Below are 25611 nucleotides of genomic sequence, written 5' to 3' on the forward strand. Positions count from 1 at the left end.
GGGGTCGGCGATTTCAAGTCGGCCGTGTGTCATGAAGGAGCCAGGCAGTGCGACGGCGATTGGCCCCAGATCTGCGCCATGGGACGATGGCAGAACGTGTCAGAGGACCCGTGCGTTGGTCAGGCCTGCGTTGCCGGTGCATGTACGGGTCGTTGCCCTCGAGGGGGTAAGCGGTGCCTGGGACCCACGCCCCAGGAGTGCGACGAGAACGGGGAGTGGCGAAGCACGCGTGAGTCGTGCGATTCGAATCTCGGGTATCATTGCTCAGGCGGCGACTGCGTGCAGACCTGTTCGCCGGGGGACCTGCAGTGCTCAGGAAATATCCCCCAGTACTGCGACGCGAACGGGAGCTGGCAGAGTAGCGGTCATGCCTGCGACCCGTGTGTCGGTTGCGATCCAAACACTGCTGCATGCAGGGCCAGCGACCCGGTGGTCTGTGGGGTGGGAGAGAGCTGCGGCAATGGGTCGTGCATCTGTGAAAAGCCGGGGTTTGCTGGCGTGCTGCTCTTTCCTACGGGTCCCTCTCCCGCTTCGGTAGTAACCGCAGATTTGAACGGCGACGGCGAGCCTGACCTCGTCGTCGCGAATCGGGCGCTCGGCGATGCCGGCAGCGGCAGCGTGAGTGTGCTGCGCAACGACGGCGACGGCACCTTCGCCCCCAAGGTAGACTACCCGACGGGTGATATGCCCGAGTCCGTGGCGGTCGCAGACTTGAACGGCGACGGCAAGCCCGACCTAGCCGTTGCGAACACGGAGAGCGACAGCTTGAGCGTGTTGCGGAACAACGGCGACGGCACGTTCGCCCCCAAGGTAGACTACCCGACGGGCGATAACCCCGTCTCGGTGGCTGCCGCGGATTTGAACGGCGATGGCAGGCCCGACCTTGCCGTAGCGAACTACAACAGCGACAGCGTGAGCGTGCTGTTTAACAAGGGCGACGGCACGTTCGCCCCCAAGGTCGACTACCCAATGGACCGTTTGGTCAACTCGGTAGCGGCCGCGGACCTGAACGGCGACGGCAAGCCCGACCTCGCTGTCGCGAACGTGTCCAGCGACAGCGTGAGCGTACTGCTCAACAATGGCGACGGCACCTTCGCCGACATAGTCGACTATCCAACGGGCGATAACCCCGTCTCGGTAGCGGTCGCAGACCTGAACGGCGACGGCAAGCCCGACCTCGCCGTCGCGCACCTGGCGCTCGATGATCCCGGCGGCGTGAGTGTGCTGCTTAACAATGGCGACGGCACCTTTGTCGACAAAGTCGACTACCCGGTGGACAAGGCCAGTGGGGGCCACAACTCGGTAGCGGCCGCGGACCTGAACGGCGACGGCAAACCCGACCTCGCGCTCGCGAACACCAACAGCGACAGCGTGAGCGTGCTGTTTAACAATGGCGACGGCACCTTCGCTGACATAGTCGACTATCTAACGGGCGCTTGGCCCAACTCGGTAGCGGCCGCGGACCTGAACGGCGACGGCAAGCCCGACCTCGCGCTCGCGAACACCAACAGCGACAGAGTGCAGGTGCTGCGCAATAACGGCGACGGCACGTTCGCCCCCAAGTTCGACTACCCGACGGGCGACAGCCCCAGCTCGGTAGCAGCCGCGGATTTGAACGGCGACGGCAAGCCCGACATCGCGGTTACGAACATGGAGAGCGACAGTGTGAGCGTGCTGCGGAACAACGGCGACGGAACCTTCGCCCCCAAGGTCGACTACCCAATGGACAACGCTAGCGATGGCCCCGTCTCGGTGGCGGTCGCGGACCTGAACGGCGACGGCAAACCCGACCTCGCCGTTGTGAACATCGACAGGGTGAGCGTGCTGCGGAACAACGGCGACGGAACCTTCGCCCCTAAGGTCGACTACCCGACGGGCGATAACCCCGTCTCGGTAGCGGCCGCGGACCTGAACGGCGACGGTAAGCCCGACCTTGCCATCGCGAACAGGGCGCGCGGGAACCCCGGTAGTGGCAGCGTGAGCGTGCTGCGGAACAACGGCGACGGAACCTTCGCCCCTAAGGTCGACTACCCGACGGGCGATAACCCCGTCTCGGTAGCGGCCGCGGACCTGAACGGCGACGGTAAGCCCGATGTCGCCGTCGCGAACATGGCGCTCGAGAATCCCGGCAGCGTGAGCGTGCTGCGGAACAACGGCGACGGCACCTTCGCCCCCAAGGTCGACTACCCGACGGGCTATAACCCCGTCTCGGTAGCGGCCGCGGACCTGAACGGCGACGGTAAGCTCGACCTCGCCGTCGCGAACCTGGGGCTCGTGAATCCCGGCAGCGTGAGCGTTCTGCGGAACAACGGCGACGGGACGTTCGCCCCCAGAATCGACTACTCAACGGGCGACTCCTTCGCGTCGGTAGCGGCCGCGGACCTGAACGGCGACGGTAAGCCCGACCTCGCCGTCGCGGTAGCGGCGAGCGGCAGCGTGGGTGTGCTGCTCAACTACGGCAACGGCACCTTCTCCCACCATGTCGACTATCCCACGGGCGCTTTTCCCTTCTCGGTGGCGGCCGCGGACCTGAACGGCGACGGCAAGCTTGACCTCGCCGTCGCGAACCGGTGGAGCAACAGCGTGAGTGCGCTACCCAACGCATGCGTCCCGTAGCGCCGCCACGCCTTGCGAGTCGCTCACCTCACGAGATGCGAGGGCTCGCAGCGCTTACGATGTAGTGCGAGGCGAGTCGCCACGCGATGCCGCGGAGCCATTTCCTGAGCGCGTCGCGCGGCTTGTCCCGCGGGTCGGGACGGTGGAGCCCACGACGGATGGCGTTCCACGCGTTGAGCAACACCTCAGCCTCCACGTCGCGGCGGTCCCGCTTCGGGATGCCGGCGAGCGTCGCCAGGACGATGCCGCGCTCGGCGAGGATCGCCTCCATCGTCGGCTTCTTCTTCGGGTAGCGCGCGGTCGGCTGGCTCGTCGCCCCTTCCGCGGGCGCCTCACCCGCTCCTCCCGCACGCGGAGCAGCGATGGACCGGAGCAAGATCACCGAGCAGCTGGTCGACGGTGACGCCCGCCGCCTTCGCAGCGCGGAGCGCGGTCGCTGGCGAGCCGTTGGCCCGTCCGTTCGCGATGCTCTCGACCGCGATGATGGACATGTCCATCACCTCGGCCAAGCAGGACCACGACCCATATGCCGACCGAAGGCTGCGCAAGGCAGCTCTCAATCGCTTTCGCTGGGTGGGTGTAAGTGAGAGACGGGGGGCGAACCGGCGACGGCGCGCAGGCGACGCCCCCGGGCATGTCGGACATGGGCGGGCGCCTGGTCGAGCAGGCACCGGGCCATGTCCATCTTGCCCGGCGCCCTGCTTCGCATGCCCCCCGGCATGTCGCTACGAGTGATGCCGGCTACAGATCGGGCTCGGTGCTCACCGCTCCAGCGCCCCGCGCCGTGTACCCCGCGCTCGGGTTGAGGGCATGCCGTGTGACGATGTTGAACAAGCTTATCGAACAGTCCACTGGAGCGATAGACGGGTTGAAATTGAATGAAACGCGCGGAATTTCGAGCCGCCAAGACCCCAAGAGCGCCAAGAAGAGAATCTTGTCTTGGCCTCCTTGGTCGTGGCGTCTATTTCTCGCTCGATCAACGTGAACGCTATTCTGGGGCTGGGGCGCCGAGGCCATCGACCTCGCAGGGCACCAGCCCGGTCGATGGCCGAGCCCGCCTGGGGGTGACGCAAGGCCGGGGGGACGACGACAACGGCAAATGAGGACCGCTTCCCGGGCGCGCCTCCCCTTGTCATGGCGCCGGGGGGCACCGTCGTGTTACGATGCCAGGGAATGAGCGCCTGCCTGCACCCCGTCGCGTCGCGTTCGTGGCCTTGCCGCGGCGCGCGTAGCGCGCTCATTCCCCTGCGATCCCGGCTCCTCTGCCGGAGGTCGCCCGTACGCTCGTAGGGGAGCGGCCTTCCGGCGTTTTTCGCTGGCCGCTCCCGGAAGGAAGCGGGCCTGGCGTCGAGGGCGCCTGAGCGGGCGACCTGGGCGAGCACTCACGCCGTCCAGCTCGCCGGCGCGGACCTTCGGCCAGGCCCGGATCGCACTGACGCACCGACGACACAAGGAGATCCCAGCTCATGGCACCTCACACGAACCCCATTGTCCTCACCAAATTTGACCGCGATCGCCTCGCGCGGCTGCTCGAGGCGCTGCGCGCGCGGCCCGGGGGAGACTCCCCGAACCTGGAGGCGCTCGAGATCGAGATCGAGCGCGCCGACGTCGTGAAGCCAGGGGACATCCCGCCGAACGTGGCCACCATGAACTCCAGGGTCGAGCTCGTCGATCTCGACACGGAGGAGCGGCTCTGCGTGACCGTGGTGTTTCCCGGGATCGCCGACGTGAAGAGCGGCCGCATCTCGGTGCTCGCGCCGATGGGGCTCGCGCTGCTCGGCTGTCGAGAGGCCGACGAGGTGGAGTGGCCCACGCCGAGCCGCACCCGGCGGCTCCGGATCGAGCGCATCGCCTACCAGCCCGAGGCGTCGGGTCGCTTCGATCTGTGAGCCCTCGGCGTGAACGGCCGGCCTCGCCGGCGCATCGTGCGTCGTGAACGCGAAAGGCCCGACGCTGCTCATCGCAGCGCGGGCCTCCGCCTCCGCCGGGCGCTCGTGGCGTCGCTATCGCGTGCCCACGCCCAGGAGGGCGGTCATCGAGAGCTGCTGAGGACCGTCGCCGAACCGCGCCTGCAGCCTGCCGAGGATCGCCTTGCCGAACGCTTCCCAGCGCTCCTCGCCCAGCTTGTCCCGCAGGAGCACCAGCGGCGCGTTCGTCCGGCAAACCGAGCGCCAGAACTCCTCGGTCGAGGGCGACTCGCGGGAGTGCTCCACCTCGCGCACCGAGACGTCCCGGAACCCGGCAGCTTCCATCTCGGCGCGGAACTCGCCTGGGTCTCCGAGCGGGGCCTTGCCCTCGCCGAAGGGCAGCCCGGGCAGCTCGGCGCCGATCCCCGAGAAGAGCTCGGCCAGGATGGGCGTCCTGTCCATCGGCGCCCAGCTCCCGACGACGGCGCGGCCGCCAGGACGCAACACACGGAGGAGCTCGCGGAAGCCGCGGTCGCGGTCGGGGAAGAACATCAGCCCGAACATCGAGAAGGCCGCATCGAACGCGCCGTCCTCGAAGGGCAGCGCCATGCCGTCGCCGACGCGGGCGTCCACCGCGAGCCCCGCGCGCGCGGCGCGCTCGCGCAGCTGCTCGACCATCGCGGGCGCGAAATCGATCGCGGTCACGCGCGCCTCCCCGGCGGCGAGGAGCGACAGGGTGCCTGGCCCGGCGGCCACGTCGAGCACGCGGGCGCCCGGGCCGACGCCGGCGAGCCGCAGCGCGTCTGCGGCATACTTCTCGAAGTGAGGGACGATATCGGCCGCGTAGTCGTCGGCGACCATGTTCCACGCGACAGGGGTGGCGAGGGGGCTCGGGGGCTGGGTCATCGGCGACGGTGCTACCACGGGCGCGCCGAGCGGATCCAGCCGCGGGCGCCCCGGCGCGGCGTTTCCGCGGTCGGGGTGTTCCTTATCGCGCTGTGCCCTCCTGCGCCCGCTGGCGCGCCAGCACCTGCCCCGCGAGGAGAGCGATGTTGAGCAGCATCAGGTTCTCCGCCAGCTGCACGTGCCGCTGCTCTGGCAGGATGGATATCGACACCGCCGCCGTGAACAGCAGCGCGCTCCCCGCGAGCGCGAGCTGAACACCGCGGCGATGCCGTCTCGACAGCTGGAGCGCGAGCGCCCCGAGCGCGGCCGCCGCGAGGATCGGCTTGAGCACGGTGAGCGGCCGGCGGTAGGGGAGTGTGAAGGAACGCGTCTCGTGCCAGGTCGACACGTCGACGCCGTAGATCTGCTTCACCGCCTGGTGCGCAGCGGACGCCGGGGTCAGCTTGACGTGCCGGTCCAGGATGCCCACCGACAGCGTCGCTTCCCGGAGGTGGTCAAGCAGGATACTCCCAGCGTCGACAGGCCTGTCGAGCGCCGCGCTGAGCGCGACGCGGCTCGCCCAGCGATCGAGCGCCGGCGGCGGGAGGTGGAGCTCGCGGGCGGCGATGGCCAGGGGGGATTCATCGTCCCACATCACGAAGTCGAAGCCGCGCAGGTTGCCGTCGCCGTGCTCCCGGAGGAACGCGACGGAGCGCTCGTCCGGGGCGGCGTGCTCGGGCCGGATGAGGGGAGCGAGCATGCAATAGCGGTTGATTCCGGCCCAGCTCTCCATCGCCCAGGCGCCGCGATGACTCCGGTAATGGCTCATGTAGGCCAGCACGATCAGGCTGGCCGCCACGACGAAGGCGCAGGGGGCGAGCAGGCGGCGGGCGCGTTCGCGGGCGCTGGCGGTCGGGACGCGAAGGGCGCAGGCGAGCGTGAGGGCGGCGAGCAGCCCACAGACCGCGAGACCCACGACCCTGACCGAGGCGCTCGCGCCGGCCGCGAGGCCCGCCGCGCCGAGCAGCCACGGGGAGCCGCGGTGGGCTCCTTCGGCAGCGGCATAACCCGCGAGGGCGACGAGGAACAGGAACAGCGCCTCGGAGAGCACATGGGTCTCGAGCAGGAGGTTCGTGGGCCAGAACAGGCACAGCCCGAGCGCCGCGAGCGGCGCCCAGCCCGGGCGCGGCGCGAGCCGCCGGGCGATCCCGTAGAACAGCAGCGCCGTGATCAGGCCGAGGGTCAGCTGCGTCGCCTGGATGAGCCGGAGATCCGGGGAGATCGCCCGGAGCCCGCGCAGGAACCACGAGTAACCCTGCTGCCGGTCCAGCGCCGGAGCCGCGCCCGGCAGGGAGCAGAAGAGATAGGTCCCGGTGTCGAACCAGACCCTCGGCTCCGGCTGCGCCGCGAACAGGGCGGCCCGCAAGGCGGCGCCCAGCGCGACAAGAGCCGCGGCGGCGCGCCGCTCCGTCGTGAACCAGCCTGTCCAGCGCACCGCTGTCACGCGCGCGCCGTGACCCCCACCGGTCCCTCCGAGCGCGGCGTGATCCGCGGGTCAGGGATCTCGCAGCGCTTCGGGCGGTGGTGGGTGATGACGAGGCGCACGCAGGGGAGAAGGAAACCGAAAAGCTCTCGGGCGTGTCAAGCACCAGCCGCGCGCCCGGTGACGGGTCGACAGCGCATGCTTCATGCCGTCCGGGTTCGTCCCCTCGTATGTCCTGTTGCGAAGCTGGGAGCGCTCACGCCCTCGGGGCGAGGCGACGACAACCGCGCGTTCGCGTGAGGGAGATGCCGTGATGCCGTGATGCGGTGATTACCGCGCCACCGCGCTCTCGCGCCGATTCGCCATGCGCGCCTGCGCCAGCGCCTTCGGCGCGCCTCTCGGGCCGGCGGGGCTCGCCGCCGCCTCCGGCGAGCCCGGATCAGCATCCGAGTCCGCGCCCTGCTCCTCATCCGCCTTGTCGGCGTCGGCCTCGGTCGCATCGTGGCGCGGCAGCACGGTCCTCGCGGTCGACACGAGCAGCACGCTGGTCAGCGCGACGACGCTCGCAGAACCGGCGACGAGCACCGCGATATGCATCATTGTGCGCTGGAGGAGGCTCCCTTCATTCAACTTCCGGAGGATCTTCAACATGGTGCTACCTGCCTCGTTCGCAGCGCCCGCTCGCTGCCAGCGTCTGTGGGACATCTCCTGCCAATGCGAGGGTCGTGCCAGCAGCCATCCGCTGGAACCTGCGCATGGATCGAGGGGCTTCTTGCGCCGCTCTGCCAAAGCTGACACGTCCGCCACCTGTACAATGGCTCATCCTGCCAAAATGACAATCCGTTCTTTGGGCGTCTTGTTGCCGCGTCGCCGCATGAGCCGCGTTGCGCACTCCCCGTGGGGACCGCGCCGACCGCGCGCGCCGGCCACCGTGGCGACGTGAAGACATGCGTGTCTGACGCGCCTGCCGAGCCTTCCATGGTTTCGGGTCGCATCCTGTCCTGTCGATTTGACCAGCCTGCACGAGGACTCCGTCGCTTCGTCCGCCACACCCACCACACGACCCCACGTGCGGGCTCTTCCGGCGGGGCGCGCCGTCGTCCCGTCGTCGCGCCGTCGTCGCCGATCACGGCCCCCTCCTGCGCGCGGCGGGGTAGAGATCGGGCCCATGCTGCTCACCCGCGCCGAAGCCACCGGATTCCGGGAGACCTCCCTGCACGCCGACGTCATGCGGTTCGTCCGCGCGCTCGAAGGCCGCAACGACCCGCGCCTGTACGTGAACACCTTCGGGACCAGCCCGGGCGGGCGGGAGCTGCCGCTGCTCGTGCTGTCCAGGGACGGCGTGCGATCCCCGGACGAGGCCCGTCGCGCCGGGCGCCCCGTGGTGCTGATGCTCGACGGGATCCACCCCGGCGAGGTGGAGGGCAAGGAGGCCAGCCTCGCGCTCGTCCGCGATCTGCTCGACGGCCGCCACCCCGACTGGCTCGACGCGCTCGTGCTCCTCGTCGTTCCGCTGTTCAACGCGGATGGCAACGACGCGCTCGATCCGCGGAACCGCCGCCTCGACCTCAGGAAGCTCACCGGCCAGCCAGGTCCCGTCGTCGGCACCCGCACCCAGAGCCAGGGCATCAACCTGAACCGCGACTACCTCCGCCAGGCCGCGCCCGAGATGCGCCTGCTCCAGCAGCGCGTGTGCATCCCCTGGGCGCCCGATCTCACGATCGACAACCACGCGACCAACGGGTCGGTGCACCGGTTCCACATGACGGTCGACGTGCCGCACACCATCGAGTCCGGCCGCCCCGAGCCGATCGCGATGGTGCGCGACCGCCTGGTCCCCGACGTGATCGCCGCCGTCCGGCGGCGCGGCTTCGAGAGCGGCTGGTACGGCAACTTCGTCGAGGACGAGCGCGTGCTCGACGCGGACGGCGAGGTCGATCCGGCGGCGCCCGTCGGCCTCGGCTGGATGACCTACCCGCACCATCCGCGGTTCGGCTCGAACTACCGCGGGCTCACGGGGCGGCTCGACCTGCTGCTCGAGTGCTATAGCTACCTCCCGTTCGAGGAGCGCGTCCAGACCGCCTCGGCGTGGCAGATCGAGGCCCTCTCCTGGGTCGCCGCCCACGCCGACGCGGTCCGCGAGGTCGTGGCCGCGAGCGCCCGGCCGCCGGAGCGCGTCGCGGTCCGGTACCGCCTCGAGCCGACCGGGACCCCGATCGACGTCCTGACGCGCAGCCCGCGGGCGTTCGACGGCGAGCCGGTCACCCTGCGGATCCCGCACCACGCGCGGTTCGTCGGGACCACGGTGGTCGATCGGCCGCGGGCCTACCTCGTGCCGCCGGCGATCGCCGAGGCCCTGCGCCGGCACGGGCTCCGCGTCGAGCCGGCCGGGGGCGTCCACGACGTCGAGGTCGCCCGGGTGGCGTCGCTCGGCGCCGAGGGCGGACGGGCGATCCTGGAGGCGGCCCGGGTCGGCGAGGTGTCCGTGCGGTGGCGCGAGGAGGCCCGGCGGGCCCCCGAGGGCTGGTTCCAGGTCGACACCGAGCAGCCGCTCGGCGCGATCGCCGTGTACCTGTGCGAGCCGGAGAGCGACGACGGGGCCGTCGAGAACGGCCTTGTGGAGGCGCCCGCCCTCGGGGACGAGCACCCGGCGTGGCGGGTCCGGTGAGCCCGGAGGGGCAGGGCGGTCAGCGCTTCCTGGTCGCCATCGCGAACGCGATCCCGTGCGAGAGGTCGCGGCGCGTGACGATGCCGCTGAGCTCCACCTCCAGGCCGACCAGCGCCTGAGCGACCTCGGGCCGGATGCCCGTCAACACCACCTCGACGCCGAGCAGCCGCACCGCCTGCGCGATCCGCGCGAGCGCGCTCGCTGCCGGCGTGTCGAAGGCGGAGACCCCCGTGAGGTCGACGATGCATATCTGCGCTCCCTTGTTGGAGATCTTGTGGAGGAGCGCCTCCGCCAGCTGGTGCGAGCGGCGCTCGTCCAGCGTGCCGATGAGCGGCAGGACGAGCACCTCGTCGCAGATCGGGATGATCGGCGTCGACAGCTCGCGAAGGGCCGCAGACTGCACGCGCAGCCGCTCCTGGAGCTCCTTCTGCCTGGTGATGACCTCGGTGAACATCATGATGCCACCGATCTCGCCGCGCTCGTCGTGCCACGGGAAGACCTGCCAGCGCACCCACTCGATGCGCCCGTCGGCCCGCTGGAACGGGTCCTCCTCGTGGCGCTCGCTCGCGCCTGCGAGGCAGCGCTGATGGATGTCTCTCCATCGCTGCGGGATCTCGGGGAAGACCTCGTAGTGCGAGAGGCCGATGAGCTCGCCCGACGGAAGGCCGTAGTCTTCGAGCCAGCGCCTGCTCGTCAGCAGGTAACGCATGTCGCGGTCGAACAACGCTACCGCCGCCGGCATGTAGTTTGTCAGGAGTCGCAGGTATTCTTCGATCCGTCCCACCCTCGCGTCGCGACGAATCATGTCCTTCTCGAGCGCGCGCACTCGCTGGCGCAGCCGCTCGATCTCCGCGATGAGCTCCTCGTGCTCCCGTCCCTGCATGGCGCAGCTCCCCCTGTGTTGCCCCGGGCGCGCTCACGCTGCGTTGCGCGTCTCGCGGTCTATAACAACCCCGGCCCACGCTAGCAGCCCGGCGCGGTGGCGGCGTTGCGGAGAGCCGCCTCGGCGGGGAGCCTGAGCGAGAGGACCAGGGCCGCGCGGGGCGAGCGCCGAGCACGCCGCGCAGCGGGGCCCGCGTCAGCGCGCGGTGCTTGCCCCCGCCCTGCGTCGCGACGCAAGCTGTGCGCATGGCGCGCCCCTCGGCACGGCCGGCCCCTGCCGCCCCGACACGCCCCCCGCGAGGCAAGGGCAAACACCTACATCGTCGTCATGCCGCGCCGCAGAAGGTCCGGCCCCGGCGTTTCCAGGCCCTTCTGCTTTCTCGACGCCGGCGATCCGTGCCGATGCGGCGCTCGAACGAGACGGGCACAGGAACACGAGGGCACCAAGGACGTCAGGAACAGGATTTGCACGCCGGAAGGGTATCCTTGGCCCCCTGGCGGGCTGCGCGACCCGGGCAGCTTCCCGGATGCGGCCGACCACAACGCCAGATCCTCGCCGCGCGATCCCGATTCAAGGAGAGCCCATGAAGGACCAGATTCCCGGGTTTCTGTTCATCGACCACATCGCCATGGCGGTGCCCGCCGGGCAGCTCGACGCGCAGGTGAAGGCGTACGAGATGCTCGGCTTCCGCGAGGTGCACCGGGAGGAGGTGCGGGGCACGGATCAGGTCCGCGAGGTGATGCTCCGCATCGGCGACAGCGACAACCACGTCCAGCTCCTCGAGCCGCTCTCCCCCGAGTCTCCCGTCCAGAAGCTCATCGAGAAGAACGGCGGTCGCGGGGGCTTCGCCCATGTCGCCTACCGGGTCAGCGACGTCCAGGCCGCCTTCGACGATCTCAAGGCGCGCGGCTTCCGTATCATCGACGCGGCGCCGCGGCCGGGCTCCCGGGGCACGACGATCTTCTTCGTGCACCCCCGATCGCGCGAGGACGCGCCGTTCGGTCACCTCATCGAGGTCGTGCAGTCCCATGGATGACAGGCTCTTCGGCGATTTCGCGCCGGTCGCGCTCGCGACGTGGAAGCAGGCGCTCCACCGGGATCTCAAGGGCAAGACCGCGGACGACCTCTCCTGGGCGAGCGCCGAGGGGCTGCTCGTGCCGCCGATCTTCGCGCCGGACAGCCCCCCGCTCCCGCCGGCCACGGGCGGCCCGCTCGTGGCGTCGCTTGTCGCCGAGCTCCGGAGCGGCGCGCCGGAGCTGCGCTTCACGATGGGATGCAGCTATTTCCTGGAGATCGCCCGCCTCTGCGCCGCGCGCCTCCTCGCCGAGCGCCTGCGGCCGGGCGCCACGATCACCGCCGTCATCCCGTCGGCCGCGGTCCCTGGCGACGAGGAGCACAAGAACCTCCTCCGCGGCATCGTCGGGATGATGGCGGCCATCGCGGGCGGCGCGGACGACATCGTCGTCACGCCGCCCGAGCGCCTGCTCGGCAACGCACGGGTCATCCTCCGCGAGGAGGCCCGCTTCGACCCGCGAGACAGCCCTGCGGCCGGCGCCTGGACCATCGAGCAGCTCGCGCGGAGCCTCGCGCGCGCGGCGATGCAGCAGCTCGGCGGCACAAGGGAGATCCCGGAGCCGGGCGCGGCCCCGTCGGACGTCGCGTCGCTCGAGCACCTCGGCTTCTCCGCCGGCGCGCCGCCGTTCCTGCGCGGGCCGTACACAAGCATGTACGTGGTCCGCCCGTGGACCGTCCGCCAGTACGCCGGGTATTCCACGGCCGAGGAGTCGAACGCGTTCTACCGCCGCAACCTGGCCGCCGGGCAGACCGGGCTCTCGGTGGCCTTCGACCTGGCGACCCACCGCGGCTACGACTCGGATCACCCGCGCGTGGTCGGCGACGTGGGGAAGGCCGGCGTGGCCATCGACACCGTCGAGGACATGAAGATCCTCTTCGACCAGATACCGCTCGATACGATGAGCGTGTCGATGACCATGAACGGCGCCGTGCTCCCCGTCATGGCGTTCTACATCGTCGCCGCCGAGGAGCAGGGCGTGCGCCCCGAGCTGCTCTCCGGGACCATCCAGAACGACATCCTCAAGGAGTTCATGGTCCGGAACACCTATATCTACCCTCCGGCGCCGTCGATGAAGATCGTCGCCGACATCTTCCGTTACACCGCCGAGAAGATGCCGAAGTTCAACTCGATCAGCATCAGCGGCTATCACATGCAGGAAGCCGGCGCGACCGCCGAGCTGGAGCTCGCGTACACGCTCGCCGACGGCCTCGAGTACCTGCGCACCGGCATCGCGTCGGGCATGGATATCGATGATTTCGCCGGGCGGTTCTCGTTCTTCTTCGGCATCGGCATGGACCATTTCACCGAGATCGCCAAGCTGCGGGCCGCGCGGCTCCTGTGGGCGAAGATCGTGAAGGGGTTCCACCCGAAGAACCCGAAGACGATGGCGCTGCGGACCCACTGCCAGACGTCGGGCTGGAGCCTGACCGAGCAGGACCCGTTCAACAACGTCACGCGCACCGCCATCGAGGCGCTCGCGGCCGTGCTCGGCGGCACGCAGTCGCTGCACACGAACGCCCTGGACGAGGCGCTGGCGCTCCCCTCCGACTTCTCGGCGAAGATCGCGCGCGACACCCAGCTCTTCTTGCAGCGGGAGACCGACATCTGCCGGGTCATCGACCCGTGGGGCGGCTCCCACCACGTCGAGCGCCTGACAGACCGGCTCGCGCGGAGAGCGTGGCAGTTCATCCAGGAGGTGGAGTCCCTGGGCGGCATGGTCAAGGCCATCGAGAACGGCCTGCCCAAGCTGCGCATCGAGGAGGCCGCGGCCCGCAAGCAGGCCCGGATCGACGCGGGCCGCGACGTCATCGTCGGGGTCAACGCGTACAGGCTGGAGAGAGAGGCGCCGATCGCGGTCCGCGAGGTGGACAACACCGCGGTTCGCGAGAAGCAGCTCGCGCGGCTCCGCGAGGTGAAGGCCGCCCGCGCGGAGGCCGCCGTGGGCGAGTCGCTCGCCGCGCTCACCCGCGCTGCCGAGACGGGCGAGGGGAACCTGCTGGCGCTCGCCGTCGACGCCGCGCGCCGCCGCGCGACGCTCGGCGAGATCTCCGGCGCGCTCGAGCGCGTCTTCGGCCGCTACGAGGCCCCGGTGCGCACGGTGAGCGGCGTGTACGGCGCGGAGATCCGCGATGCGGGCGCTGGCCGCGAGGTGGAGGCGCTCGTCCGCGAGTTCGCGGCCCTCGAGGGCCGGCGCCCGCGCATCCTGGTCGCCAAGATGGGTCAAGACGGGCACGACCGGGGGATGAAGGTCATCGCCACCGCCTTTGCGGATCTCGGGTTCGACGTCGATATCGGTCCGCTCTTCCAGACCCCGGACGAGGTTGCGCGCCACGCCGTCGAGAACGACGTGCACGTGGTCGGGGTCTCCTCGCTCGCCGGCGGCCACAAGACGCTGGTGCCGCAGCTCATCGAAGCGCTCGGGCAGGCCGGCCGCGGGGACATCCTCGTGGTGGCGGGCGGCGTGATCCCGCCGCAGGACTACCGGTATCTGGAGGAGCGCGGCGTCGCGGGGATCTTCGGGCCCGGGACGGTCATCCCAGAGGCCGCGGCGCGCATCGTCAGGACGCTCCTTGGGAGCCTCTCGTCGCAGGAGGCGCGCTAGGTTGAAGGCGAGCCCGAGGGAGCTCGTCGACGGTCTCCTCGCGGGCGACCGGGCGGCGCTCGCGCGCGCGATCACGCTGGCCGAGAGCTCGCTCCCCCGCCACAAGGAGCTCGCCGAGGAGGTGTTGGAGCGCTGCATGCCTCACGCCGGCGGCGCCACGCGCCTCGGCATCACCGGCGTGCCCGGGGTCGGCAAGAGCACGTTCGTCGACGCGCTCGGCGTTCACCTCGTGCGCGATCGCGAGGAGACGGTGGCCGTGCTCGCTGTCGACCCGAGCAGCCCTGTCCATGGCGGGAGCATCCTCGGCGACAAGACGCGGATGCCACGGCTGGCGAGCGACCCGCGGGCCTTCATCCGCCCCTCGCCGTCGGGCGGCTCGCTCGGCGGCGTGGCGCGGGCCACGCGCCAGGCCATCCTGCTCTGCGAGGCGGCCGGATACCGCAACATCCTTGTCGAGACGGTCGGTGTCGGGCAATCCGAGGTCGCGGTCGCCGACATGACGGATTGCTTCCTGCTCCTCATGTTGCCTGGGGCCGGCGACGAGCTGCAAGGCGTGAAGCGGGGCATCATGGAGCTCGTCGATCTCGTGATCATCAACAAGGCCGACGGCGGGAACGTCGACAGGGCCGCGCGAGCGCGCCGCGATTACGAGAGCGCTTTGCACCTGTTCCCGCCGGCGCCTCACGGCTGGGCGCCCGTCGCCTCCGTCTGCTCGGCCCAGGAGGGCCGCGGCGTCCGCGAAGCGTGGGAGAGCGTGCTGCGCCACCGCGCGCACATGCAGGCCAGCGGCTGGCTCCTGCGCCGCCGCGCGGGCCAGGCGCGCCGCTGGCTGTTCGAGCTCATCGAGGGGCACCTGCGGGAGGCGTTCCTGCGCAGCGCTGCCGTGCGCGAGCGCCTGTCTGGCGTGGAGGCGCTCGTCGAGGCGGGATCGCTCAGCCCGCTGCGCGCGGCGCGGCAGCTGCTGGAGGCGTGGGATCCGGCCGGGAAGGGCTGAGGTGTTGATGATCGCGGCAACCCGCGGGAGTTCGGCGAAGTTCACCCCAGCGTTGCATAAGTACGCCTCCCCACAAGGGAAAGGGGCAGGCAGTCACACGGCACGAACGCGTGGTCGTGGTCGTGGTCGTGGTCGTGCGCGTGCGCGTGCGCGTGCGTGTGCGCGTGCGCGACACACGTCTCTATCGGCACATCCTTGTCAGCATGGCGGCGAGGCGTGACAGAAGCCGTTTGCCATGCTCGACGTCCTTGCTCTGGACGACGCCCATGATACGGCTGACGTCGAGCAGGGCCGCGCACCGACCCGGGTCGGGCGACCGGCGATCCGACCAGGCTCTCGGCGCCGCCGGTGTGTCGCCCCTCGGCCGGCGCGGAGGTCACCCGGTCTCTTCGGTCCACTCGCCCGGCCAGCCTCTCGCCTCGGCGATGATGACGTCGCTCGCCTTCTCGCTGATCATGAGCACGGCTGCGACCGGGAAGAACCCGGGGGTCCGCGGGAAGACGCAGGCGTCGACGACGCGAAGCCCTCTCACCCCTCGAACCCGGAAGCGGCTATCGAGGACGGCCATCGGGTCCGAGTCCGCGCCGATCTTGGCGGTGCAGGACGCGTGATGCCCCCAGGCCTCGTTCTTGATGAACTCCCGGAGCTGATCGTCGGTCTGCACCGATGCGCCCGGCGACACCTCGGTGAGGACGTGCTGCCTCGCGATCGGGTCCTCCAGGAAGCTCCGCGCGCGCTTGACCCCCGTCACCATCGCCTCGAGGTCCTGTCCGGACGAGTCGTTTCCTTCGTCGAAGCTGTGGAAGTTGATGTCGGGCGTATCCCGTGGGTCGCGCGACCTCAGGAGGACCTGGCCGGCCGTATTCTTGTTGTGAGCGCGAAGGACCAGCCAGCTGAAGTGGCGGCCGAGCGGGACCTGCGAGTACCCGGGCTCGTAGCCGAGGAACGGGACCGGGAGGCCGCCGAAGAAGAGGTCCGGGAGCGGCTGCGCGTCGCTCGATCTGGCGATACGACCGCCGACGCCGAGGTTGTTCGCGTACGGCCCGAAGAACGGCGCGGGGGTCGGCGAGGTCCAGGTGCCTGTCTGATAAGCGTCGAGACAGGGATCAGCGGGCTGGAAGGGGGCGCACTGCGTGTAGACCGAGAGGTCTGTCTTGAGCTCCGCGCTGACCGTCACTTCATAGCGGTCCTGCAGGTTCTCGCCGACGCCGGGCAGATTCACGACGACCGGGATGCCGTGACGGCGAAGCTCTCGCTTCGGGCCAATGCCCGACAATTTCAGCAACTGGGGTGTGTTGAACGCTCCGCCGGCGACGATGACCTCCCGGATGGCGCGGACTCGCGAGCGCGGCGCGACCTCCGCCTCATTGAAGTGCTTGTCGGCGCGGTACAGGTTCTGCCCCCGCATGTACTCGACGCCCACGGCTCGCCGGCCTCGGATGTTGATCTTCGTGGCGAGGGCGCCGGTGATCAGGAAGAGGCGGTCCGGAAATTGCTCCTGCGTTGCCCTCAGGTGCTCACGCACGGAAACGCGGACTTTGCCCGCCGTGTGCATGGGCACCCTGAACGTCCCTGTGGCGCCCCTCGCGACGCTGGGGTGGTTCACGTCCGCTTCGGGGTTCTCAGGATGCGCGGACAGCGGATCCGCGCCGGCGAACGCGAGATCATGGAGCGGTGGGCAGAGGTCGAACACCTGCGGATCGAGCAAGCTGGAGTTGAAATAGCCGTCGAAGCCGTGGCCGGGCGCGCCGCGCTCGAGGTACTCGCAGCGCTCGAGGCGGATGAAGTACGTCCGCATATTGCTGCTCTCCCAGCTGCGGTCGCCTGTCTCTCGGGCGATCTGGTCGAAATCTTCGTCGTGCGGATAGATGAACACCATCGCGTTGTGCGCGGTCGATCCGCCGAGCGTGCTCCCGCGCGGGTACAGGATGCCCTTGCCTTCCACGTACTTCGAGTCGAGCGCTTGACGGGCGGGGTCCGAATAGTGCTTGACGTAGAAGTCCCAGCTCAGGAGGGCGTGCTCGCTGGCAGCTCCCCAGAACGCGGGGGTCTGATAGATGGGGGCGGCGGTCGGATCGACGCGCTGCGCCTCGTCGCTGAGCGGATCGATGCCCGCCTCGAGGACAGCCACCGTGAAGCCGTTGCGGGCGAGGTTCGCGGCCAGCGGGCCGCCTCCTGCTCCAGAGCCCACGATGACGAAATCGTACGCCGGCGCGCTGGAATGATCATCCGGCGTCGTGTCTCCGTCCTCCCCTTCGTCGCCTGTCACGTCGCATGTCGGGTGGTTGGCGCCGGTGATGCCGAGCAAGCCGAATCCCAGCATGCCGCGGGTGAAGTCGCGCCGGGTCGATCGGCTGTTGTCGATCTGGGCTTCGGTTTCAGGGGCGACGGAGGCTTGCTCGATATCCTTTTTCATGATGCCGTCATTCCCGATCGTGGGCAGCGCCGCCACCGGCGCGCCAGGTTGTTTTCGACGGGCGAGACTCCATGAGTCCGTGGCGTTGTGCCTCGTCCAGGATGGTTGCCGTTCATGGCGTGACTGCGCGGAGAGAGAAGCTGTGCCGCTGCTCCGTGCGCATTCTCCGATGTGCCAATCTCGTCGTTGACGAGGCGCGGTTGTCATGGCATGCGCTGCGATCGCCGAACTGGCGTCCTGTAACCAACGGCCCCGGCAGCAGCAGTGTGTGTGACAAGTATAGGTTGAGAGGCTCAGGGTAAAAAGTCAAGAAACCTTGTAGTGGGGCTCGTCCTGAATTGTTTCAGGCCACTCACTCTGGGGCCTGGTAACACGCCCCTTGGTCCGTCCCAGGCTTCCTGCTCGTGATCGGAGCGCATGAATCGCGCGCGAGTCGATCCTGGTAGGAATCCAGGGGATGCTGTACTGGAACAGCTGCGCGGGGGGGGAAGAGTTAGACGACTCGAGGATGTCAAGGACGAATCGCCGCACTCGCCTCAGCTGACAGAAGGTTTCTTGCGCGATCCGCTTCCTGGAAGAGTGACGCTCTATCAACGGCCTGGAGCGCCTGGCGAGAGCCCGTCGGGACATGATGGAGGCAGATCAGGCATACGGCGAGCTGGAGGAACACCCGGTGAATATCGGCACGCCGGAAGCCCAGGTCGCGCCGCCCCGCCGATTGCTCGATCCGGCGAGCGGCCTTAGTACTACAGCCGCACGTCGGTGAGCGCCGGACGAGCTGGGCTTCACCGGTGTGCGGACGCGCCACGCGTCATGATCGTCCGCTCGCTCATCGAAATCCACGGAGATTCCGCGACGTGCGGCTGTAGTATTAGAGCGCCGAACAAAACCGGACCGAGCCAGGCGGCCGAGGGCGGGTGCAGCGCTAGGCGCGACGAGGAGCCCTACTCATGTAGGGCGACGAGGAGCAACGACGCGATGCGCCCGCCCTCGGCCGCCTGGCGACGGGAGGTTGTGAGAGGCGCTCTAAGCGGCGGAGAGTTCCCGATCGATTCCGGGTTTCTCCACGGGCCGTGGGGCTTCAATGGGGCCGCCGCCTTTCAGCGGCGGAGAGGACCTGGTGCCCGCCATGCGCACGCTGGGCACGGTGATGCTTCAATGGGGCCGCCGCCTTTCAGCGGCGGAGAGTGTTGATGTAGGGGCGCATCACCAACCTCTCCGTTCGCTTCAATGGGGCCGCCGCCTTTCAGCGGCGGAGAGCCGCTGGCTCCACGTGATGCAGGACGAGGCGCAGGACGCGCTTCAATGGGGCCGCCGCCTTTCAGCGGCGGAGAGGCAGGCCGCGTCGTCGCCACGTCGCCTCCAGCACCTGCTTCAATGGGGCCGCCGCCTTTCAGCGGCGGAGAGTGGGGAATGGCGAGTTCCCTTCGCTGCCCGAGTGCTCGCTTCAATGGGGCCGCCGCCTTTCAGCGGCGGAGAGCCGACGAGGTCCTGTCCAACATCCGCGCGACGTGGTCGCTTCAATGGGGCCGCCGCCTTTCAGCGGCGGAGAGTCCTCGACTCCGCCGACAGCATCCGCGCCGAGCTCGGGCTTCAATGGGGCCGCCGCCTTTCAGCGGCGGAGAGCTGGCCAGCCGGGGTTAAGAAGCGCCCCATGGTGTATGCTTCAATGGGGCCGCCGCCTTTCAGCGGCGGAGAGGCCAGGCAGCCCGGGATGTTGCGAGGGCTCCAGGCGCGGCTTCAATGGGGCCGCCGCCTTTCAGCGGCGGAGAGCTCGTGCAGATCATGACCCCCACCCCCGAGAACGCGGCTTCAATGGGGCCGCCGCCTTTCAGCGGCGGAGAGGATCACGGCCGGAGGATCGCGCAAGGGCTCGCAAGGCTTCAATGGGGCCGCCGCCTTTCAGCGGCGGAGAGCCACCACCCGCGGGCGCCCGCTCCCCCATGCCAGCGAGCTTCAATGGGGCCGCCGCCTTTCAGCGGCGGAGAGCTCGTCCCCGGCAAGCGCGACAACACCAGCCGAGCGCTTCAATGGGGCCGCCGCCTTTCAGCGGCGGAGAGGTGGAGCACGCGGGCAAGACGGGCCGCTAAGCGGCGCTTCAATGGGGCCGCCGCCTTTCAGCGGCGGAGAGCAATGCGTGCTCTGCGAGCTGCGCGGGCCTGACGGCAAGCTTCAATGGGGCCGCCGCCTTTCAGCGGCGGAGAGTGAGGTCATCAGCGTTGTGAGTGCGTCCCTCCTGCGCGGCCCCGGCACCGTCCTTCGCAGCCGCGCCGTCCCTCCTGCGCGGCCCCGGCACCGTCCTTCGCAGCCGCGCCGTCCCTCCTGCGCAGCCTCGCCGTCCCTCCTGCGCGGCCCCGGCACCGTCCTTCGCAGCCGCGCCGTCCCTCCTGCGCAGCCTCGGCAGCGTCCTGCGCCGCCCCGCCGGCCTCCCGCGCCGCCCCGCCGGCCCCCCTGCGCAGCTCCTTTGGTGTCCTACGTTACGTTCGTCCCGGTCCTGCGCGGCCCCCGCGTCCCTCCTGTGCGCCGCTGTGGGGGTCCTTCATGACCATCGTTTGGCTCCTGCGCAGCCTCGGTCGTCCTCCTGCGTCGCCTTGGGCACCGTTTCGCGTGCCTTCTGTGCATGGTGCGGTTCAGCGTGAATGTCGAGCGAGAGGCCGCGGCCGGGAGCTCACCGCGCGGCCGTGCTCGACGTCGGATTTTCCGGAGATCGGAAGATCGGACGTGTCGGGCCGGCTCGCCAGGCGCCGAACGGCAACTGCAGGACTCGAGCGCCGATCCCATGGATCCTACGGAGAGGTGAACCGCCAAGCACGCCCAACACGCCCAACACGCCAAGCACGCTGTCCTCTTCCTGGCGTCCCTCGCGCGCTTGGCGCCTCGAAATCGTGCTTTTTCAGGAGCTTTCAATCCGTCTGTCGCTCTACCGTGCCCCCATGCGCGACGTCTGCTGGCGCTGCCGGCGCCCCCGTCCGGTCTGCTATTGCTCGCTCCTGCCCTCCTTGCCGACGAGGACCCGGGTCGTGCTCCTCCAGCACCCGCGCGAGCGGAAGGTCGGCATCGGCACGGCGCGCATGGCCCACCTGGCGCTGCCCAACTCCGAGCTGCACGAGGGGGTGGTCTTCGAGGACGACGCCCGGATCGCCGCCCTCGCGAGCGATCCGACGACGGCCGTGCTCTTCCCCGGGGGCGACGCGCCCGCGGCGGGCGGGGCGCCGGTGCGCTCGCTCATCGTCGTCGACGGCACGTGGTCGCAGGCGAGGAAGATGCTCGCGCTGAACCCGCGCCTGGCCTCGGTGCGCCGCATCGGCGTGACGCCTCGCGCGCCGGGCAACTACCGCATCCGCAAGGAGCCCCGGCCCGAGTGCCTCGCCACGGTCGAGGCGGTGGCCAGCGCGCTCGGCGCGCTCGAGGGCGAGCCCGCGCGCTTCGACGAGATGCTGCGGGCCTTCACGTTCATGGTCGACCGGCAGATCGAGCACCAGGCGCGGAGCAAGGCCCCGCGACGCCGGCGCGCGCAGGCGGCCTCGCCGCTCGCGCCGCTGCGCCCCCACCTCGCCGAGCCGGGGAGGGTGGTGCTCGTCGACGGCGGGGCCAGCTCCGGGGGGCCGGCGGGCGCGGGCGCGGGCGAGCCGACGTCCGAGCTCGTGCACCTCGTGGCCTGCCGCGCGTCGGGCGAGCGCTTCGAGGCGTTCCTCCGCCCGCGGCGGCCGCTGGGCCCGAGCGTCGCGCACCAGCTCGAGGTGCCCGAGCGCCGCTTGCTCGACGGCGAGGACGTGAGCACCGCCCTGATCCGGTTCCGCGCCTTCGTCGGCCCGGGCGGCGTGCTGGGCGCCTGGGGCACCTTCACCGTGGACCTGCTCGCGCAGGAGGGCCTCGGGCGCCCGCCCTCTCTCGACCTGCGCGACCTCTGCGCGCGGCACCTGCGCCGGCGGCCCGGCGGCATCGCCAACGGGGCGCGGGCGCTGCTGGCCGGGGAGCCCGCGGCGCGCGGCGGCGGGCGCGCCGGGCGCACGGTGGGGTGGCTCGAGGTCGTCCTCGCGCGCCTGCTCGACCTCGCGGGGGAGGACTCGGCACCAGACAGCTAGAGAGACAAACGGGTTGAAACCGCCTGCAAACAGCAAGACATTGAACCGCCAAGGTGCCAAGGACGCCAACGCCCGAGCGGCGACGCCCGGACGGATCGCGCCGGCTTGACCGTGGCCAAGGTGACCTGTACCGTCTGGCCACCTTCGTTGCGAGATTCCCTCGAGACGGCGAGCGAAGAGGAGCGAAAGCCTTATGGACGGGCGGGCGTCGAACGACAGATCCAGGATGAAACAGTACTTCCAATTCGGCGACGGGCCGTTCCTCAAAGGGGCCGGGACGAGGTCGCCGGAGGCGTGGTTCTTGGGCCCGAAGGCCGAGAACGCTGACGAGTTCGAGAGGCTCATCGTGGAGGCCATCCGGGATCACTCGTTCTGGCGACGGAACTTCCACCCTCAGGATCCCACGCACATCACCGAGCAGTCCAAGCGGCACCCGTCCTATCTCCACGCGATGGATACGCTGAAGGACAGCTTCCGGTCGCTCATGTCGTTCCTCAAGAAATCCGTGCCCTTCTTCAGCGATCGGTACCAGGGGCACATGAACTGGGATACCTCGATCCCCAGCGTGCTCGGCTACTTCGCCGCGATGCTCTACAACCCCAACAACGTCGCGTTCGAAGGGTCCACGGCGACCACGATCCTGGAGATGATCGTGGGCGACGATCTCTGCCGGATGCTCGGCTATCCGCTGCCGGACGAGGGCGCCGGCGACAAGGCCATTCGACCCTGGGGACACATCACTTGCGGCGGCACGGTCGCGAACATCGAGGCGATCTGGTCTTCCAGGAACTTGAAATTCTACCCGTTGTCGCTCCGGGACGCGATGAGATCCGAGCCGAGCCTCTCGGCGGCGCGTGAGCTCGTCGTGACCACGTGCGACGGCCGGCGCGCGCTGCTCTGCGACCTCGACGCCTGGTCGCTCCTGAACCTCAAGGTGGACGAGATCCTCGCGCTGCCCGCGCGCCTCACGCAGGAGTACGGCATCTCGAGCGATACGATCACGGCGGCGATGGCGGGTCACTCCCTCCAGCACCTGGGGATCCAGGAGCTCTACCGGCGATGTGGGGCGGACCTGCCGTGCTCGCCTGTGTTTCTCGTCCCCGCCACGAAGCACTACTCATTCCCCAAGGCAGCGGCCGTGCTGGGCATAGGCTCGGCGAACGTGCTCGATATCCCCGTGGACTGCGACGCGCGGATGAGCCTCTCCGCGCTGGAGGCGACGCTGAGGCGTTGCCTCGACGAGCGGCGGCCGGTCTACACGGTGGTGAGCGTCGTCGGGAGCACGGAGGAGAGCGCGGTCGATCCGCTGAAGGCGATCCTCGACCTGCGCCATCGATTCCAGAAGGAGGGGCTCTCGTTCACGGTCCACGCGGACGCCGCATGGGGCGGCTATTTCGCCTCGATCCTCCGCCCTGACGAGGGGCCGCGCGCGAAGGACGTGCCCTCGGGGCCCGCGGCCGAGATCGGGATGAGCAGGTACGTGACGGCGCAGCTCTCGGCGCTCGGCCGGGCGGATTCGATCACGGTGGACCCGCACAAGTCGGGCTATGTCCCGTACCCGGCCGGGGCGCTCTGCTACCGAAACTCGGCGATGCGCGACATGGTGACGTTCAAGGCCCCCTACATCGTCCACGGGGACGCGGAGCCGACCGTGGGCATCTATGGGCTCGAAGGGTCGAAGCCAGGAGCCGCGGTGGCGGCGGTCTACCTGAGCCACAAGGTCATCCGGCCCACCCGGAGCGGGTACGGGCAGCTCCACCGGAAGGCCCTGTTCAACTGCAAGAGGTTCTACGCGCGGCTCCTCTGCCTGGCTCGCCGGGAAGATCGGTTCATCATCGTCCCGGTCCCGCGGCTTCCGGCCGAGATCGGGGGCGGCGACGTGGAGAGCGAGCTGCAGTTCATCCGCGAGCGCATCGACCGACCGAGCCTCGAGGAGCTCCTGGCCGACCCCGAGGCGATGGCGGTGCTGCCGGAGCTCGGTCCCGATCAGAACATCCTCACCTACGCCGTCAACTTCAAGCACCCAGACGGTTCGATCAACACCAGCCTCGAGATGATGAACCGGTTGAACAAGGCGATCTATGATCTCTTGAGCATCGCCCCCGGGGACGACATCTATCACTACCGGATGATCGTGAGCACGACGGACTTCAGCGAGGAGCACTACGGCAACGTCTTCATCGAGGACTACAAGCGGCGCCTCGGGGTCTCGGCGTCGCCGGGCTCGACGGTGACGGTGCTGAGGTCCACGGTGATGTCGCCCTGGCTCCCGGAGTCGCCCGAGGGGAGCATCCTGGATGTGCTGGAGCTCGAGCTTCGCGATGCGATCTTCAAGGCGATGATGCGGGACTCGATGCTCCAGGCCTTCGAGGAGATCGACGCGAATCGGGACGGCGCCCTGGACGTGGCCGAGATCATGGCGAAGTTTCGCGAGAAGGGCTTCCACGACAGCGAGGTTGACGAGTTTTTGCAGGTCTGCGACCTCGACAGGAACGGCAGTGTGTCGGTGAGCGAGTTCCTCGGGGCGTTCTCGCACTTCCTGATGAAGGCGAAGCTCTCGGGGAGAGAGGCGAGGGGGTAAGCCAGGCGGAGGCGGACCCTCGCCGCCTGGCTCGAGGCCGAGCCGGGAAGCTCGCGGCGCCGCCGTGCCGCCGGGCCAGCGTCGGGCCAAGCGCCCTGAACGCCGTTGCGGCGCCGGGCCCCGCGTGAGATGCTCCGGCCGTGGCATTCCTCCGGCTGCGCTGAGCTCGGCATCCTCGTCCGCCCTGTCGCCCCGGCGCTGCCGGGGCAGCGAGGCGTGCGCGCGGGTGCCTGTCCGTGCCCTGTCTTCCCCTGCAACGTGGAAGACCGGGGCGCGGTGACTCACGCCCGGCAACCTGGAACGCTCAGGTCACGCACGCCCCGCCGGTCGTGAGCTCGCGCCGCGAGTCTTCCCCATCCGCGCGCGCCTCCCTGGAAAGGTGGCGCGCGAAGAGGCTCGCTCTCATGACCGGAATCAACGAAATCTCCTCAACGGGCTCTTCCTCCTTCGCGCCCATCGACTCCGTCGGCGCGCTCCTCGATGCGGCGCGCCGCGAGGGGCTCCGTCTCGTCACGTCCCACGCCGACTTCGACCGGAGCGGGCTCGCCTTTCTCGTCGTGCACGCCCACGACGAGGACGGCATACCGTGGGTCGTGCGCACGCCGCGCCGCCTCGCGGAGGTCGCGTCGGCCCGCGTCGAAGCCCGCGTGCTGGCCCTGGTAGCCCCGCGCTTGCCGGTGGCCGTGCCGGACTGGCGCGTGCACACCGACCACGTGATCGCCTATCCGCGCCTCGGCGACGTGCCCGCCGTCTCCTTCGACCCCGAGGTGGGCCCGCGCTGGAGCCGCGTCGATCCGGCGGCGCCGTCCGATGGGTTCATCGCGTCGGTGGCCGAGGCGCTCGCGGCGCTCCAGCGCGTGGACGAGGCGGCGGCCCGTTCGGCGGGCGTCCCCGTGAAGTCCATCGACGACGCGCGCCAGCTCCACGCGCGGGCCATGGAGGAAACGCGCGCCGCGCTGGCGCCGCCGGAGGCGCTGTGGGCCCGGTGGCAGCGCTGGCTCGCGAACGACGCGATCTGGCCGCGCCACCTCGCGCTCGTACACGGCGATCTCCACCCCGGCCACATGCTCCTCGACGAGGGCGGCCGGCTCACGGGGATCCTGGACTGGACAGAGGCCCACATCGGCGATCCCTCGGTCGACTTCGCCCTCTTCGTCGGCGCCTTCGGCAAGGCCGCGCTCGACGCGTGCATCGCGCGCTTCGAGGCGGCCGGCGGCACGACGTGGCCGGGCCTCGCCGCCCACGCCGGCGAGCGCTGGGCGGCGTTCCCCGCGATCGCGGCGAAGTGGGGAGTCGAGTCCGGCGACGAGGGCGTGATCACCCACGCGCGCAACCTGCTCGCAGGGATCGTGGCCGAGAGCGGGTGAGCGCCGGCTCGTCGGACCCCATCACCCATTGAAATAACGCTTTGCGTTG

General features: G+C 69.8%; 16 protein-coding genes and 1 CRISPR repeat array. Of the genes, 9 read left to right on the plus strand and 7 right to left on the minus strand.

Features of this window, described 5'->3' with window-relative positions:
* Positions 1-78: 78 nt before the first annotated feature.
* Complete coding sequence (locus WMF11_RS15175; protein WP_437979310.1) at positions 79-2616, plus strand: FG-GAP-like repeat-containing protein; 2538 nt, start codon at positions 79-81, stop codon at positions 2614-2616.
* A gap of 28 nt (positions 2617-2644) precedes the next feature.
* Here the strand turns inward: WMF11_RS15175 and WMF11_RS15180 are convergent, their stop codons facing one another.
* Both WMF11_RS15180 and WMF11_RS15185 read right to left on the minus strand, forming a co-directional pair.
* Positions 2645-2887 carry a hypothetical protein gene (locus WMF11_RS15180; RefSeq protein ID WP_437977960.1) on the minus strand — a complete coding sequence of 81 codons (243 nt, stop codon included), beginning with the start codon at positions 2885-2887 and terminating at the stop codon, positions 2645-2647.
* A gap of 61 nt (positions 2888-2948) precedes the next feature.
* Positions 2949-3107, minus strand: a complete 159-nt coding sequence (locus WMF11_RS15185) for a hypothetical protein (RefSeq protein ID WP_437977961.1) — start codon at positions 3105-3107, stop codon at positions 2949-2951.
* A gap of 975 nt (positions 3108-4082) precedes the next feature.
* Here WMF11_RS15185 and rnk point away from each other — a divergent pair.
* On the plus strand, positions 4083-4505 hold the full coding sequence (gene rnk, locus WMF11_RS15190; RefSeq protein WP_437977962.1) for a nucleoside diphosphate kinase regulator: 423 nt from the start codon (positions 4083-4085) through the stop codon (positions 4503-4505).
* A 114-nt stretch (positions 4506-4619) separates the two neighbouring features.
* On the opposite strand, the gene WMF11_RS15195 is transcribed toward rnk, so the two are convergent.
* The 3 genes from WMF11_RS15195 to WMF11_RS15205 all read right to left on the minus strand — a co-directional run bounded on the left by WMF11_RS15195 (position 4620) and on the right by WMF11_RS15205 (position 7542).
* Positions 4620-5429 carry a class I SAM-dependent methyltransferase gene (locus tag WMF11_RS15195; RefSeq protein ID WP_437977963.1) on the minus strand — a complete coding sequence of 270 codons (810 nt, stop codon included), beginning with the start codon at positions 5427-5429 and terminating at the stop codon, positions 4620-4622.
* Between the two features lie 82 nt (positions 5430-5511).
* Positions 5512-6912, minus strand: coding sequence for a hypothetical protein (locus tag WMF11_RS15200; protein ID WP_437977964.1), 1401 nt, complete (start codon positions 6910-6912; stop codon positions 5512-5514).
* Between the two features lie 309 nt (positions 6913-7221).
* Positions 7222-7542 carry a hypothetical protein gene (locus tag WMF11_RS15205; RefSeq protein WP_437977965.1) on the minus strand — a complete coding sequence of 107 codons (321 nt, stop codon included), beginning with the start codon at positions 7540-7542 and terminating at the stop codon, positions 7222-7224.
* Between the two features lie 517 nt (positions 7543-8059).
* Here WMF11_RS15205 and WMF11_RS15210 point away from each other — a divergent pair.
* A complete protein-coding gene (locus WMF11_RS15210; protein WP_437977966.1) occupies positions 8060-9559 on the plus strand; it encodes a M14 family metallopeptidase in 1500 nt (499 codons plus the stop codon).
* Positions 9560-9578: 19 nt separating this feature from the next.
* On the opposite strand, the gene WMF11_RS15215 is transcribed toward WMF11_RS15210, so the two are convergent.
* On the minus strand, positions 9579-10442 hold the full coding sequence (locus WMF11_RS15215) for a PAS domain-containing protein (protein WP_437977967.1): 864 nt from the start codon (positions 10440-10442) through the stop codon (positions 9579-9581).
* 583 nt (positions 10443-11025) lie between these two features.
* Between WMF11_RS15215 and WMF11_RS15220 the strand changes: the two genes are divergently transcribed.
* Genes WMF11_RS15220 through meaB form a run of 3 tightly spaced genes read left to right on the plus strand, consistent with a single transcriptional unit; the run spans position 11026 to position 15113 of the window.
* On the plus strand, positions 11026-11478 hold the full coding sequence (locus WMF11_RS15220; protein ID WP_437552567.1) for a VOC family protein: 453 nt from the start codon (positions 11026-11028) through the stop codon (positions 11476-11478).
* A complete protein-coding gene (scpA, locus tag WMF11_RS15225) occupies positions 11471-14119 on the plus strand; it encodes a methylmalonyl-CoA mutase (RefSeq protein ID WP_437977968.1) in 2649 nt (882 codons plus the stop codon). Before WMF11_RS15220 ends, scpA begins: the two co-directional genes overlap by 8 nt.
* Position 14120: 1 nt before the next feature.
* On the plus strand, positions 14121-15113 hold the full coding sequence (gene meaB, locus WMF11_RS15230; RefSeq protein ID WP_437977969.1) for a methylmalonyl Co-A mutase-associated GTPase MeaB: 993 nt from the start codon (positions 14121-14123) through the stop codon (positions 15111-15113).
* Between the two features lie 376 nt (positions 15114-15489).
* Here meaB and WMF11_RS15235 read toward each other — a convergent pair whose 3' ends face one another.
* The gene (locus WMF11_RS15235; protein WP_437977970.1) at positions 15490-17529 is read right to left on the minus strand and encodes a GMC family oxidoreductase; all 2040 of its coding nucleotides are present in this window, start codon (positions 17527-17529) and stop codon (positions 15490-15492) included.
* A gap of 1078 nt (positions 17530-18607) precedes the next feature.
* Positions 18608-19734: a CRISPR direct-repeat array (repeat unit 36 nt; unit sequence GCTTCAATGGGGCCGCCGCCTTTCAGCGGCGGAGAG).
* Between the two features lie 728 nt (positions 19735-20462).
* On the opposite strand from WMF11_RS15235, the gene WMF11_RS15240 reads away from it, so the two are divergent.
* The 3 genes from WMF11_RS15240 (at position 20463) to WMF11_RS15250 (ending at position 25562) form a co-directional block, all read left to right on the plus strand.
* Positions 20463-21614, plus strand: a complete 1152-nt coding sequence (locus WMF11_RS15240) for a DTW domain-containing protein (RefSeq protein ID WP_437977971.1) — start codon at positions 20463-20465, stop codon at positions 21612-21614.
* 226 nt (positions 21615-21840) lie between these two features.
* Positions 21841-24195 carry a pyridoxal-dependent decarboxylase gene (locus tag WMF11_RS15245; protein WP_437977972.1) on the plus strand — a complete coding sequence of 785 codons (2355 nt, stop codon included), beginning with the start codon at positions 21841-21843 and terminating at the stop codon, positions 24193-24195.
* Positions 24196-24599: 404 nt separating this feature from the next.
* Complete coding sequence (locus WMF11_RS15250) at positions 24600-25562, plus strand: macrolide 2'-phosphotransferase (RefSeq protein WP_437977973.1); 963 nt, start codon at positions 24600-24602, stop codon at positions 25560-25562.
* The last annotated feature ends 49 nt before the right edge of the window (positions 25563-25611 follow it).

The organism is Sorangium sp. So ce295 (assembly GCF_051527405.1).
Classification (GTDB): Bacteria; Myxococcota_A; Polyangia; order Polyangiales; family Polyangiaceae; genus Sorangium; species Sorangium cellulosum_B.

What these genes read in the sequence shown, in the direction of transcription:
- WMF11_RS15175 (WP_437979310.1), top strand. Translation starts at nt 79, where the DNA reads ATGGGACGATGGCAGAACGTGTCAGAGGACCCGTGCGTTGGTCAGGCC.
- WMF11_RS15180 (WP_437977960.1), bottom strand. Translation starts at nt 2,887, where the DNA reads ATGGAGGCGATCCTCGCCGAGCGCGGCATCGTCCTGGCGACGCTCGCC.
- WMF11_RS15185 (WP_437977961.1), bottom strand. Translation starts at nt 3,107, where the DNA reads ATGTCCATCATCGCGGTCGAGAGCATCGCGAACGGACGGGCCAACGGC.
- rnk (WP_437977962.1), top strand. Translation starts at nt 4,083, where the DNA reads ATGGCACCTCACACGAACCCCATTGTCCTCACCAAATTTGACCGCGAT.
- WMF11_RS15195 (WP_437977963.1), bottom strand. Translation starts at nt 5,429, where the DNA reads ATGACCCAGCCCCCGAGCCCCCTCGCCACCCCTGTCGCGTGGAACATG.
- WMF11_RS15205 (WP_437977965.1), bottom strand. Translation starts at nt 7,542, where the DNA reads ATGTTGAAGATCCTCCGGAAGTTGAATGAAGGGAGCCTCCTCCAGCGC.
- WMF11_RS15210 (WP_437977966.1), top strand. Translation starts at nt 8,060, where the DNA reads ATGCTGCTCACCCGCGCCGAAGCCACCGGATTCCGGGAGACCTCCCTG.
- WMF11_RS15215 (WP_437977967.1), bottom strand. Translation starts at nt 10,442, where the DNA reads ATGCAGGGACGGGAGCACGAGGAGCTCATCGCGGAGATCGAGCGGCTG.
- WMF11_RS15220 (WP_437552567.1), top strand. Translation starts at nt 11,026, where the DNA reads ATGAAGGACCAGATTCCCGGGTTTCTGTTCATCGACCACATCGCCATG.
- scpA (WP_437977968.1), top strand. Translation starts at nt 11,471, where the DNA reads ATGGATGACAGGCTCTTCGGCGATTTCGCGCCGGTCGCGCTCGCGACG.
- WMF11_RS15235 (WP_437977970.1), bottom strand. Translation starts at nt 17,529, where the DNA reads ATGAAAAAGGATATCGAGCAAGCCTCCGTCGCCCCTGAAACCGAAGCC.
- WMF11_RS15240 (WP_437977971.1), top strand. Translation starts at nt 20,463, where the DNA reads ATGCGCGACGTCTGCTGGCGCTGCCGGCGCCCCCGTCCGGTCTGCTAT.
- WMF11_RS15245 (WP_437977972.1), top strand. Translation starts at nt 21,841, where the DNA reads ATGAAACAGTACTTCCAATTCGGCGACGGGCCGTTCCTCAAAGGGGCC.
- WMF11_RS15250 (WP_437977973.1), top strand. Translation starts at nt 24,600, where the DNA reads ATGACCGGAATCAACGAAATCTCCTCAACGGGCTCTTCCTCCTTCGCG.